Here is a 13,021-nt window from a genome sequence, read left to right on the forward strand (position 1 = left end):
TCATTCATGACCCTGAAATTCGTGCATACGCAGAACGCTTACTCAAAAGAAAAGATTACTCGCTAGTGCTTAACAATGTAAAATTCAAGTTGATCCTTAGAATGTTCTCTTTAGTGAAAAGAGGTGAAACCTATGTGGAGAACTATAAAAGAGTCGCCTAAAAACAACTCTTTTAAATAAAATTTGGATATATCGTAGACCTATAATACGAGTGGTAAAATCCGTGGACTCTGAAGGGGGAATGACGTTACTAAAAGGGCTGTCATGCTGAGTGGTAAAATTTCGCGAAACTCTGAAGGGGGAATGACGTTTTAAAAAGTTTGTCATCCTGAACGCAGTGAAGGATCTATTTGTAGACTGTACAGGGCGAAGAGGCATGGCGAATAATAGATGCTTCACTACGTTCAGCATGACAAAAGGCTTTTTTTTGCAAACATGTCATGGGTAGCCTGTCGAAGCATAGCGGGCAAAGGCCCCTCCGCGCGAGTCTTCGACAGGCTCAGACTGACAGGCCTTTACACCTTGAAAGTCTAATACGTCATTGCGAGGAGGTACGACGAAGCAATCCCCAAAATACAGAGCGGATTTGCACAGCTACTCTGTAAATCGGGGATTGCTTCGTTCCTCGCAATGACGGGTAAGAGGTTCATGTGCTAATATATACTGACAATCAACAACTTACAATGTCATTATAAGATACGAAGCAATCCCTCCTACGAGGAATGGAAAATTCCCTACTCTTGAGTAATAACCTGTTTTTTGTCTTGCTACTTGATACTAACTACTTGATACTTTCGTAGGCTGCTGTACAAATCCCTTGCTTTTACTTTGCTGGCCCGTCAAACAATTCAGCCAGTTTAGTATTCAGCGTTTCGCTTCTCAGATTTTTGGCAATAATTTTTCCGTCCGGATCTACCAGGAAATTAGCAGGAATACTGCGTATCCCGTACTGTAGTGCTACAATATTATCCCAGCCCTTAAGATCCGACACCTGTGTCCAGGCCAGCTTATCATCTGCAATGGCCTTTACCCATGCGTCCTTTTTACCGGGATTATCAAGCGAAACGCCTAAAATGGCAAATCCTTTATCTTTATACTTGCCGTATGCGGCAACTACATTAGGATTTTCCTGGCGGCACGGACCGCACCAGCTTGCCCAAAAATCTATCAGTACATATTTGCCTTTAAAATCAGATAGCTTTACAGCCTTTCCTTCGGGAGTGGTTTGCGTAAAATCAATTGCAGGGTTGCCAATTTGGGTTTTGGCAGCCGAGGCTAACAATAAGGGAATGCACTTCCCTATCTCTGTGTTTTTTAATGAAGCCGTAAGATTATGATAGGCCTGCGCTGCAGCTTCGGTTGTTTCTGCATTGGCCGCGGCCTGTTTTAAGGTAAGAAGGCTGAGGTATGAGTCTGGATGGGTTTTGGCAAATTCCAGGCCCGCAACATTTAGCTCCTGCATATATTGTTTTTCCCGGGCAATCAATCCGTTAAAAACATGTTCATCCTTTTTTTGTGAATCGGTTAGCATGGCAAACTCCTTATCCAATGCAGTTAGTTTAGTTTCAGCAGGCTTACGCAACCCCTGCCATACTTTATTCTCATCATTTATCTTCGATCCCGTAACGGCTATATGCTTAAGCGAGTCGGCCGCGTTAAGATTTAATTTTCCTTGTTCTACATAAAATCGGAACATATCTACTATCTCGCCCTTGGCAGCCCTGTTCACCAACAGATTTTTATTAAGGCAGATTGTTGCCTGCGACGGTTGAGGAACTTTACCGGTAAAATGAAAACCACCACCCTGCACAATTGCCGAATCTGTTTTTGTTTGGCCGTCCACCTGGTAAAACAAGTAAACTTTATCATCGGCTTTTAACCCTTTTACGTTACCGTTTATATTAAAATTCTGTTGCGCCATTAACGAAAGAGGCAGCAAGCACCAAGCAATCAAACAAATTTTTTTCATGGTAGTTTCTTTTCAGTAAATATACTTTCTTCTGTTTTAAGATGAAAGAATAATTTTTTCGGAGCAGAATTAGTGCCCCATAATTGACTGTAGAAAGTTGCTTACCACCAGCCTCAATTTGTTTTGATACCTGATACTAACGACTTGATACTCATCTTTATACCTGCTGCGGCGCCTGGCTCATGTCCATATACGCAAACTCCCATAGGTGGCCGTCAAGGTCCTGGAAACCCCAGCCGTACATCCAGCCATGGTCTTGCTTGTCGTTTGGTGTGGTGGCACCCGCAGCAACGGCTTTGGCTATCATTTCGTTAACAGCTTCTCTGCTATCTAAGGAGATGCAGTTGATGGCCTCTGTTACCTGGGTGGCATCAGCAATTTCTTTTTTGGTAAAAGTTTTAAAGAAAGGCTCCGTTATCAGCATAAAGAAAATGGTATCGCTTATGACTAACGAGCCGGCTACTTCGTTGGTAAACTGCGGATTGAAGGTATAACCCAGGCTGGTAAAAAATTCGATTGATTTGTTAAGATCTTTAACAGGAAGGTTTACAAAAATTTGTGTTGCCATGATAGTTTGTTGTTAAATGTTACAATACAAATGTAAATCTATCCCCCCCAAACCCATACGGTGCAAATACGACAATTAAAGGGCGATTACTGACAGCCTTACCTACATCCCTATTTGCTTGCGCACTTTGGCCGGGAGCTTTTCGGCAATAAGTCGGTAAGATTGTTTGATGTAAAACTCCCAGTCGTGGACGCTCAAACAGCTGATATCAGCTATATGCACCCACTTATACCTGCCGATATAAGCCTGGGGCGAAAAGCAGTCCTTTTGCAGGGTTTCTTCAAAATCATCATCCGGTACTTTTACAGATGCGGTTGGCGGCACCGAATCGGGCCCGGTAAACAGGAAAGTTTTACCGCCTACATTGAAACATAAATGCTCGCCCAGTTTAATGTCTTCTGTAACGCCGGGCAGTTTATGGCAAATGGCTTGAATGGTTTCTATAGTCATAACTATCAGGTTGTATTTCGGGTTCCATTGACTACCTTTAATTCAATGTACGAATGATTAGGACATAAAACAAATCTTCTACTCGTAAACCGGGAGGTGCTGCTCATACCAGATAGCGTTTACGCGTGAGGCCAGAATACCAGAGCGCAGATTATAAACAGAAAAATACAAACTAAACAAAAGATAAATATGGCTACAGAAAATTTAAAGGATGGGGACGAATGCAAAGTTGTTGGAGGAACACATATTGGAAAATCTGGCAAAGTGAGCGATATAAACACGAGTAAAACAGGACATATTACCATTACCGTTGAACAAAAAAACGGTGTAAGATTCAAAACGTTGGGTAAGAATGTAGTTGTGGTAACTCAAGAAAATTCCTGAGATATGAGCCGCCTTCAACCCCATCAACATTTTGACAATCCCCCCACCCGCCATCCACCCCAAAATACCTATCTTTGCCCCTATTAATTGACGACCCATTATGCTTAAAGGATTTTTTAATGTCCCGGCTCCTGTAAACGAGCCGGTTTTAAACTATGGACCCAGAAGTTTAGAGCGTGTTGCCCTTAAGGCTGCTTTAGACGAAGCCCGCGCGCAGCAGTTAGATATACCCATGTACATTGGCAGCAAGGAAGTTCGCACCGGTACAAAGCTGGAAATTCGTCCGCCACATGATCATAAACATTTATTAGCCACCTTTAGCGAAGGTGATGCCAGCCACGTTACCGCCGCCATTGATGCAGCCCTTGCTGCCAAAGCCGATTGGGAAAACCTGCCCTGGGAGCAGCGTGCGGCCATCTTTTTAAAAGCCGCCGACCTGATAGCCGGTCCGTACCGTGCTGCTATAAACGCGGCTACCATGCTTGGCCAATCTAAAAATGCTTACCAGGCCGAGATCGATTCGGCTTGTGAGCTGATAGATTTTCTGCGTTTTAACGTGGAGTACATGACCGAGATCTACAAACAACAGCCACCCGTATCGGGCAAAGGCGTTTGGAACCGTTTGGAACAACGCCCGCTTGAAGGCTTTGTGTTTGCTTTAACACCATTCAACTTTACAGCTATTGCCGGTAATTTACCTGCATCGGCCGCCATGATGGGCAACGTGGTGGTTTGGAAACCGGCATATACGCAAATTTACGCTGCCAATGTAATCATGAAGATCTTTATAGAAGCCGGTGTACCGGCTGGCGTGATCAACCTGATCTACGTTGACGGCCCCGTTGCAGGAGACGTAATATTTAACCACCCCGATTTTGCAGGTATCCATTTTACCGGCTCAACCAAAGTGTTCCAGAACATCTGGCAAACAATAGGCACCAACATTCATAAATATAAAACCTACCCGCGCATTGTAGGCGAAACCGGTGGTAAAGATTTTGTACTTGCCCACCCAAGCGCCAATGCCGATGTTGTAAGTACCGCCCTTGTTCGCGGCGCGTTTGAGTACCAGGGGCAAAAATGTTCGGCTGCTTCCAGGGCCTACGTACCGGCCTCTTTATGGCCTGCGGTAAAAGCCAATATGCAGCGTGATATTACGTCGTTCAAGATCGGTCCGGTTGAGAATTTTGAGAATTTCATTAATGCAGTGATCACCGAAGTATCGTTTGATAAACTCGCTAAATACATTGATGATGCCAAGACTGATGAAGGTGTTGAAGTTGTTGCCGGTGGCAGCTATGATAAAAGCAAAGGCTGGTTTATTGAGCCAACTGTGTTAAAAGTGGAAGATCCCTACTATGTAACCATGTGCGAAGAGCTTTTTGGCCCCGTATTAACCATTTACGTGTACGAGGACGATCAATTTGATGCGGTGCTTGACATTGTAGACAAAACATCTATCTACGCGCTTACAGGCTCTATTATATCGCAGGACAGGTATGCTATTGCCAAAGCAACACAACATTTACGTAACGCAGCTGGAAACTTCTACATTAACGATAAGCCAACAGGAGCTGTTGTTGGTCAGCAGCCATTTGGCGGCGCCAGGGGATCGGGCACTAACGATAAAGCCGGTTCTATGATCAACCTGTTACGTTGGGTATCTCCCCGCACCATCAAAGAAACTTTTGATCCGCCTAAGGATTACAGGTACCCGTTTTTGGCGAAGGAAATATAGGATAGAGTCAAGAATCAAGAGACAAGACTTTTGAATAGATCAAAAAAAGCACAGGAAAATGTATTCCCTGTGCTTTTTTTAAGATTATTGCCAACTTTTCTCCGGTCTTGATTCTTGATTCTTGTCTCTTGATTCTCCTTCTATTTAAACTTAAACACATCGCCCAAATTGGCATTGTCGCTGGTGCTTACCTTCATATCCTTAATTTTGCCGGTGCTGATGCTGTAAACCCAACCATGTACAGCCAATTCCTGGCCTTGTTTCCAGGCATTTTGTACAATAGAGGTTTTGCACAGGTTGTAAACGTTTTCTATTACATTTAACTCTACCAGGCGGTTAGTGCGTTCCTGTTCGTTTTCAACCGCGTCAAGTTCATCGGCATGCAGGCGGTAAACATCTTTAATATGACGTAGCCAGTTGTCAATCAATCCGAATTGTTGGTTACTCATGGCTGCTATTACGCCCCCACAGCCGTAATGACCGGTTACAATAACATGTTTTACCTTTAATACATTTACAGCATAATCCAGTACCGATAACATATTCATATCCGAATGGATAACCATGTTGGCAATATTACGGTGCACAAAAATTTCACCTGGCGAGGTATTGGTGATTTGGTTGGCCGGTACGCGGCTATCGGCACAACCAATCCAAAGTACCGGTGGCGTTTGCCCGTTGGCAAGTTTTGCAAAATACTCAGGGTCTTCGGCTAAAGCATCGGCAATAAATTGCTTATTACCATCTAACAGGCTCTCGTAGGTGATATGGCTGGTATCGTGTATTAACTTTTTAGCGCACATAGTTTTTTTAGTTTATCAGTTAGGAAGATTTTTTATACTGGTTCGTTTTCGTCGTCCAAAACACACGGGTTATTTTGTGCAATGCAATGGGCGAAAGATCATAATACAATATTGTAAGCAAAATTAATGGTATGAAGTAAAAAATAGCAAACTCGTACAGGTTAAATAAAAATCCGCCTGCAATAGCTCCGATAAAATAAAAAGAAAGCACTGTAAGACGCACCATTATTTTATTACGAATAACAGCAGTTTTTTCAACGTTGGGGTGCAGCCACTCAGATACATCACCGCCCAGGTCGGTAAACAAACCTGTTAAATGGGTTGATTTGATGAGTCCGCCCGATATGGTTGATACCAGGCTATTTTGCAATCCCATCGAAAATATAATAACTCCTATAACTATTTCGCGTTCCAGGTCGGTCTCTTTATAAAAGTTATGACCATATACAGCGACAAATAGCAGTAATATAATTTCGATGATAATTGGTACCGAATGAGCCTTGTAACGGCTTTTGCGTTCCAGTGAACGTACTATAAAATTGGATAAAAACGCTCCGGCAAAAAACAGCAGCAGCCAGATAACGAAAACAGTGACCTCCCTCAAATTCTGCTCAACAATATGTTTGGCCAGGTTGGCCACATGCCCGGTGATATTTGAGGTAAAAGCCAAAAACGCAACCATCCCTGCAACATTGGTAACGCCCGATACAAATGCTGTTGACGATGCAAGCAATAGGTTTTGTTTTAAAGTGCGATCTTCTTTTGATTGCCTTAGCATGGTAAACGCTGTTTATTAAAAACGCCTAAAAATAGGATAAAAATTTAGTGGATTGTGCAATCGGCAAGTAAAAGACTTAATTTTTAAAAACTGCTATGTAAACCCGGTTGACAATCTTCAGTCGTCCCGAATTTTATTTTGCCCACATATGACAAGCCGCAACAGGCAAGGTGAATACCCGGTTATGTGAAATGCTGAAACAAGTTCAGCAATAACTTCATTTTAAACTAAAAACCCCGGCCATTTTTATGAACCGGGGTTAATCAAACATAATAAACCTATCTGTGTCAATCAAACACAGAAAAGCTATCTCCATAAATATTAATGCGAAGCCACGGCCTCAAGGCTATCCAGTTCATACACATAACCTAAATTATGCGGGTTGCTGCTACTTACTTTAATATCCTTCACCAGGCCGGTACCCAGGTCGATAACCCAGCCGTGCACTTCAAGATCGTGGCGTTCCATCCAGGCGTTTTGAATGATGGATGTTTTACATAAATTGTATACCTGTTCGCTCACATTAAGCTCAACAAGGCGGTTTAGCTTTTGAACTTCATCGGTAATGCGATCAAGCTCATGACTGTGCAGGCGGTACACATCTTTAATATGACGCAGCCAGTTGTCAATCAATCCAAACTGTTTATTACTCATCGCAGCAGCCACTCCGCCACAACCATAATGCCCTGCCACTATCACGTGTTTTACCTTAAGCACATTAACTGCATAATCCAGCACACTCAGCATGTTCATATCCGAGTGTACACATACGTTGGCAATGTTGCGATGCACAAACACTTCGCCCGCTTTGGTGCCGGTAACCTCGTTTGCTGGTACACGACTGTCTGAGCAGCCTATCCACAACACTTGCGGATTTTGGCCTTTTGCCAGGTTTTTAAAAAAATCGCCGTCTTCTTTTAGCTTCCGTTCTACCCACTCGGCGTTACCGCGGATCAACGCTTTATAACTATCTTTTTGGGCCAGTGTTATGTTATTGGTATCAATTACCGGTTTGTCGTTCTTTTTATCTTCTATAAGTGCCATGATTTTTCTTAGTTAGGGTTATACATTAATTCTTTTAAAGGAGGTATATCGTACTTCTCCTTTACATCAAGTAATTGCACAACTATGCCTTTTGTATAGGCGTTATGCTTGTAATTGTGGATGATCTCCAACACATCCGGATCTATGTAACGCGAATTTGATGCATCAATGACCACATCGGTACCACTTGGCAAGCTTGTTAAAGTGATTTGTATCGCCGCTTTATTTAAAAAGGAAACCTCTTCGGCAAGTTTGATGATGATTACATTTTTATTGCCATTTTTGATGATCTGGTAAAAATAAGGGTTGCGCAAATTGGTGCGCAGGATATAAAAGATCCCAACCAGCATACCAATGCCAACTCCAATCAACAAATCCGTCAAAACAACAGCCACTATAGTTACCACAAAAGGAATAAACTGGTTTAAACCTAAATGCCACATGTGCTTAAACAGCGATATGCGGGCCAGTTTATAACCTGTCATGAGCAGGATGGCTGCCAAACATGATAGCGGTATAAGGTTGATAAGCGTAGGGATAAACAATAGTGATACCATCAGCAACGAACCATGAATCACTGCACTTGTTTTGGTACGGGCACCGGCATTTACATTTGCCGATGAACGCACTATAACAGCTGTCATGGGCAGACCACCTAAAAGTCCGCTGGTGATATTCCCGATCCCCTGTGCTACCAGCTCACGATTTGTTGGCGAAATTCGCTTAATCGGGTCAATTTTATCAACCGCCTCCAAACTCAATAGTGTTTCCAGGCTGGCTACAACGGCTATGGTAAAGGCTGTTATCCATACCTGTTTGTTACCTATCGCATGAAAATCAGCTGTTTTAAATAAAGCAAAAAATTCACTACTGCTATTTACTATTGGTATCCGCACAAACTGTTTATCAAGCAAGGCAAAACCGGTACCCGCAAAAGCCATACTCAAACCAATACCTGCTAACACCACTAATAAAGGTGCGGGTACCATGGCCAGTTTTTTAAATCTTGGCCAATAGATCATCAGCGCTAATGAAACCAAACTGATTATCACAGCTCCGTAGTTGATCTTAGCTACTGCACCCAGTATGCTCGAAAATGTATTGTGCTCATCTGCCTGGCTAAAGCTTTCATCGCCCTCAAAACTGGCATCGTAACCTACTGCATGCGGAAATTGCTTCATGATAAGGATGATACCTATAGCGGCCAGCATCCCCTCAATTACTGCCGAAGGGAAATAGTTGGCTATAACTCCTGCTTTTAAAATGCCAAGCAGCATCTGGAACGCCCCGGCCAGCACAAGGGCCAGCAAAAACGTTTCGTAGGAACCAAGGCTGGTTATGGCATTTAATACAATAACCGTTAAACCAGCCGCCGGACCAGCCACGCTCAATTGCGAACCACTTAATGAGCCAACAACTATACCACCAATAATACCTGTTAGTACACCCGCAAACAGCGGCGCACCCGAGGCTAGTGCTATACCCAGACATAATGGTAAGGCTACTAAAAATACTACAAGGCTTGCCGGAAGATCTCTTTTTAAGTTTTTGGGCAAAAAATATTTTTTCAGGTTAAGACTGCCCATGGCAAACCCACCTTGCTTAATTGACATAAGAATTGTGTTTGAATGAAAATTTAAATGAATTGTAAAGCGTTACACTCCGGATAAGTAATTATCCGGGTAATTCATCTAAACGTTGGGAGGCGGGGTGGGTACTATCGGGTGGTAAACCTGTTTGTACAGAGAATGCTCCTGGTTGTGGAGTACTTTATCTTCTACTATAAATGTGATAAAGGCTACACTATGTAAATCGTATGCGTCAAAAACCTTTTTCTCCTTAAAAGTATCCTTATCAGGCGAATCTTTTTCAGCTTTTGACTCCTGCTCCAATTGCAGGATAACCGAGCTTACGGCTTTGCTGTCAAGGTAAAAAAATACGGGAGCAAGCGATATGGCCATCTTTAATACAAAGACACTCATAAACATTGCAACTACCAGTATTTTAAATTTCCTGATCTTCATTATTACAAAGATAGACAAAAATCGATCTTTAAAGCATGTTATAGCAGTTTTACCCACATCTTACAATTAAATTACTATTTTTAAGGTGTTACAAACAACCTGAATTGTGGATAAAAAGCTAAAAGTATTAAGACAAAAACGCCAAAAGGCATTTGAAGGCGGAGGAACATTACGCATTGAAAGTCAGCATAAAAAAGGGAAACTAACCGCCCGTGAACGTTTGCATTTTTTAATGGATGACGGCTCGTTCCAGGAGATCGGAATGCTGGTGACCCACCGCTCAACCGACTTTGGAATGGAGAAAGAAAAATATCCCGGCGATGGCGTTGTAACCGGTTATGGCACCATAAATGGCAGGTTGGTTTATGTATTTTCCCAGGATTTTACTGTTTTCGGCGGGTCGCTTTCTGAAACCCATGCCGAAAAGATATGCAAGATCATGGACCTGGCTATCAAAAATGGCGCTCCGGTTGTAGGCCTAAATGATTCTGGAGGTGCACGTATCCAGGAAGGTGTCGTTTCATTAGGCGGCTATGCCGATATATTTTACCGCAATACCATGGCCTCGGGTGTTGTGCCACAGATTTCGGCCATTATGGGGCCCTGCGCAGGCGGGGCTGTGTACTCTCCCGCCATTACCGATTTTATTTTAATGGTAGAGAGTACTTCCTATATGTTTGTAACCGGGCCAAATGTGGTAAAAACGGTTACGCACGAGGTGGTAACTTCCGAAGAGCTTGGCGGCGCCACAACCCACGCCACCAAATCGGGGGTTACACATTTTGCCTGTACCAATGAAATAGAAGCCATCCAAAACATCAAAAAGCTGCTTAGCTATATGCCGCAGAATTGTGAGGACCGGGCCCCTGCCTTACCCTACGAAACCGGCAATGAACTTCGCCCCGAACTGAACACGCTTTTGCCCGGGATTGCATCAATTCCTTATGATATCCGTGAAATTATTGATCATGTGATAGATACCGGATCATTTTTAGAGATCCATAAGGATTTTGCCGAGAATATTGTTGTTGGTTTTGCCCGCCTTGCAGGCCGTAGTATTGGCATTGTAGCTAATCAGCCGGCATTTTTGGCCGGCGTTTTGGATATTAACAGTTCAACCAAAGCGGCACGCTTTGTGCGTTTTTGCGATAGCTTCAATATACCGTTGCTGGTGTTTGAGGATGTACCCGGTTTTTTACCCGGTACCGACCAGGAATGGAACGCAATTATCACCAACGGAGCTAAATTACTATACGCCTTTTGCGAGGCTACCGTTCCGCGCATAACAGTAATTACCCGTAAGGCCTATGGCGGGGCTTATGATGTAATGAACTCCAAACACATTGGTGCCGATATGAACTATGCCTGGCCATCGGCCGAGATTGCCGTAATGGGTGCCAAAGGCGCAGCCGAGATCATTTTTAAACGGGAGATCAGCACGGCCGAAGATAAGGAGGCCAGCTGGAAAGAAAAGGAGCAACTCTACTCCGATACCTTTGCCAATCCATACCGCGCAGCCGAACGTGGTTTCATAGATGAAGTAATTGAACCTGCAGAAACCCGCATTAAACTCATCCATGCATTTAAAATGCTGGAGAATAAAATAGTAAATAACCCAAGGAAAAAGCACGGGAATATTCCGTTGTGATTTCGGATATCGGATTTGAGATTTCGGAATTACTTATTTTTGAACTGCTCATTTAACTAAGATCAAAGGTTTCCAAATACTAAATCCGAAATGCAAAATGACCAAATCCGAAATTGAACATCCGAAATCCGAAATATCGATCGAACAGATCCGTCCCGAGCTTACCTGGCGATTACGGCAACGGATATTGTACCCTGCCCAAAGGTTGTATGAGATGGAAATGGATGAAGATAACGAAGGCCTGCATTTTGCAGCGTTTAAAAATAACGCCATTGTTGGCGTGGTATCCCTGTTTCAAAAGGGTGATGATTTCCAGTTCCGTAAATTTGCTGTTGATGAATCGGTACAGGGTATGGGCATTGGAGGGCAGTTGCTAAATCACATAACAGGTTTTGCAGTTACAAACGGAGGCAAACGTTTATGGTGTAATGCCCGCTTATCCGCCATGGGGTTTTACTTAAAAGCCAACTTTAACCAAACGGGCCGGCTATTTTCCAAAAATGGTTTTGATTACGAGATATTGGAGAAGATAATTTAGCTGTGCAGGTATCAGATGTGCAAATGCCTTTTTGCCTGAACCTGAATTTTAAGAATTTAGGAATGGGCAGAATTATGAACGGCATTCTATTAATTCGGTAAATTCAGACGTCATCTGCAGATCTGAAATTTGCACATCTGCACATCAAAATTACTCTTTCATTAAATCAACAATAAGCGCCTTTGCGTATTCATTCTGATTTTTCTCGTTCGATAGTTTGGCGGTTTTAAGCGCTTCGTCAATATCGCCCTGCGCTTCGTAAACAACCGCCAGGTTATAAGCCGCTTTACTGGCCAGCTTTACATCAACGCCATCAATCAAAGGGTTAAGGATCTTAAAAGCCAAATCAAACTTTCCGGCTTTTATCTGCGCCACACTTGATTCAAGCGGACCGCTATCGGCATAAAGCGGTCTGTCATTTGATATTGAAAAAGGGAGATAATCTTTAAGGGCATCCAAAGTAGCTTCCCGTGCAGCCGCATTTATAGCCGGGATACTACCATGTATAGTAGGGTGAAAAAACAGCGAGGCAAACCCACCGGGATAACCTTCATTGTTTTGCGGAACATCGGCCATACCACTCAGTTTTTTAAAGTATAAGCCATTACTTTCATACAATGTAAAACCGGTTTTAACCTTGGTAGTATAATAAACAACCTGGTTACCATCATATATCGAGTTATCTACATAAATACCCGTGTTAAAATTATCCAGCGTTAAAACATAATGCGCTTTATATTTAGCGGCCAGCATTTTTACCGAATCGGTGCTTACCATTAAATTTAAAGAATCAGCCAGCTTTATGGTGTTCACCCCCTTTAAATACTTCAGCTGATCTGCAGCGGTAGCAATGGCCGTATAGGCACCCGCTTTAAACGCCGCCTTTTTCCTATTGTCCCTTACCTTTATAGAATCGGGCTTAAAACGATTAATTATTACAATGGTGGTGGTATCATGCCTAAAGCCCAGCTTAGGGCCATAATTAACAGGCACTGTAACATACTGCGGCACGCTGCATGATACTAAAAGGACACTTATCAGTATAAAAAATGGGGCAAATCGTTTCACGATATGGTA

General features: G+C 43.0%; 13 protein-coding genes. 4 read left to right on the top strand and 9 right to left on the bottom strand.

All coding sequences use genetic code 11. The features are described from left to right. Nucleotides 1-823: 823 nt before the first annotated feature. From AC1DQW_RS20555 to AC1DQW_RS20565, 3 genes are all read right to left on the bottom strand, one after another. Nucleotides 824-1,969 carry a redoxin domain-containing protein gene (locus tag AC1DQW_RS20555; protein WP_477455776.1) on the bottom strand — a complete coding sequence of 382 codons (1,146 nt, stop codon included), beginning with the start codon at nucleotides 1,967-1,969 and terminating at the stop codon, nucleotides 824-826. Nucleotides 1,970-2,126: 157 nt separating this feature from the next. Beyond that, nucleotides 2,127-2,537, bottom strand: coding sequence for a VOC family protein (locus AC1DQW_RS20560; RefSeq protein WP_477455777.1), 411 nt, complete (start codon nucleotides 2,535-2,537; stop codon nucleotides 2,127-2,129). A 102-nt stretch (nucleotides 2,538-2,639) separates the two neighbouring features. After that, on the bottom strand, nucleotides 2,640-2,987 hold the full coding sequence (locus AC1DQW_RS20565; protein WP_477455778.1) for an MmcQ/YjbR family DNA-binding protein: 348 nt from the start codon (nucleotides 2,985-2,987) through the stop codon (nucleotides 2,640-2,642). 189 nt (nucleotides 2,988-3,176) lie between these two features. On the opposite strand from AC1DQW_RS20565, the gene AC1DQW_RS20570 reads away from it, so the two are divergent. Together AC1DQW_RS20570 and pruA are read left to right on the top strand one after the other, a co-directional pair. Beyond that, entirely contained in the window at nucleotides 3,177-3,371 is a 195-nt protein-coding gene (locus tag AC1DQW_RS20570) for a KOW motif-containing protein (RefSeq protein WP_477455779.1), read from the top strand. Between the two features lie 100 nt (nucleotides 3,372-3,471). Then, on the top strand, nucleotides 3,472-5,109 hold the full coding sequence (gene pruA / locus AC1DQW_RS20575; protein WP_477455780.1) for an L-glutamate gamma-semialdehyde dehydrogenase: 1,638 nt from the start codon (nucleotides 3,472-3,474) through the stop codon (nucleotides 5,107-5,109). 140 nt (nucleotides 5,110-5,249) lie between these two features. Here the strand turns inward: pruA and can are convergent, their stop codons facing one another. The 5 genes from can to AC1DQW_RS20600 all read right to left on the bottom strand — a co-directional run bounded on the left by can (nucleotide 5,250) and on the right by AC1DQW_RS20600 (nucleotide 9,758). After that, nucleotides 5,250-5,912: a carbonate dehydratase gene (gene can, locus AC1DQW_RS20580; RefSeq protein ID WP_477455781.1), complete on the bottom strand. Its 663-nt coding sequence runs from the start codon at nucleotides 5,910-5,912 to the stop codon at nucleotides 5,250-5,252. 19 nt (nucleotides 5,913-5,931) lie between these two features. After that, a complete protein-coding gene (locus AC1DQW_RS20585) occupies nucleotides 5,932-6,690 on the bottom strand; it encodes a YoaK family protein (RefSeq protein WP_477455782.1) in 759 nt (252 codons plus the stop codon). A gap of 321 nt (nucleotides 6,691-7,011) precedes the next feature. Beyond that, nucleotides 7,012-7,734, bottom strand: a complete 723-nt coding sequence (locus AC1DQW_RS20590) for a carbonic anhydrase (protein ID WP_477455783.1) — start codon at nucleotides 7,732-7,734, stop codon at nucleotides 7,012-7,014. Between the two features lie 8 nt (nucleotides 7,735-7,742). Beyond that, nucleotides 7,743-9,347, bottom strand: a complete 1,605-nt coding sequence (locus tag AC1DQW_RS20595) for a SulP family inorganic anion transporter (RefSeq protein WP_477455784.1) — start codon at nucleotides 9,345-9,347, stop codon at nucleotides 7,743-7,745. 78 nt (nucleotides 9,348-9,425) lie between these two features. Further along, nucleotides 9,426-9,758: a hypothetical protein gene (locus AC1DQW_RS20600; RefSeq protein WP_477455785.1), complete on the bottom strand. Its 333-nt coding sequence runs from the start codon at nucleotides 9,756-9,758 to the stop codon at nucleotides 9,426-9,428. A gap of 106 nt (nucleotides 9,759-9,864) precedes the next feature. Here AC1DQW_RS20600 and AC1DQW_RS20605 point away from each other — a divergent pair, with 106 nt between their 5' ends. Then, nucleotides 9,865-11,406, top strand: coding sequence for an acyl-CoA carboxylase subunit beta (locus AC1DQW_RS20605; RefSeq protein ID WP_477455786.1), 1,542 nt, complete (start codon nucleotides 9,865-9,867; stop codon nucleotides 11,404-11,406). A 97-nt stretch (nucleotides 11,407-11,503) separates the two neighbouring features. Continuing rightward, nucleotides 11,504-11,944 carry a GNAT family N-acetyltransferase gene (locus AC1DQW_RS20610; protein WP_477455787.1) on the top strand — a complete coding sequence of 147 codons (441 nt, stop codon included), beginning with the start codon at nucleotides 11,504-11,506 and terminating at the stop codon, nucleotides 11,942-11,944. Nucleotides 11,945-12,094: 150 nt separating this feature from the next. Here AC1DQW_RS20610 and AC1DQW_RS20615 read toward each other — a convergent pair whose 3' ends face one another. Then, a complete protein-coding gene (locus AC1DQW_RS20615) occupies nucleotides 12,095-13,012 on the bottom strand; it encodes a DUF6340 family protein (protein WP_477455788.1) in 918 nt (305 codons plus the stop codon). Between the last annotated feature and the right edge of the window lie 9 nt (nucleotides 13,013-13,021).

The sequence above is a fragment of the Mucilaginibacter sp. P5_A4 genome (assembly GCF_056400605.1).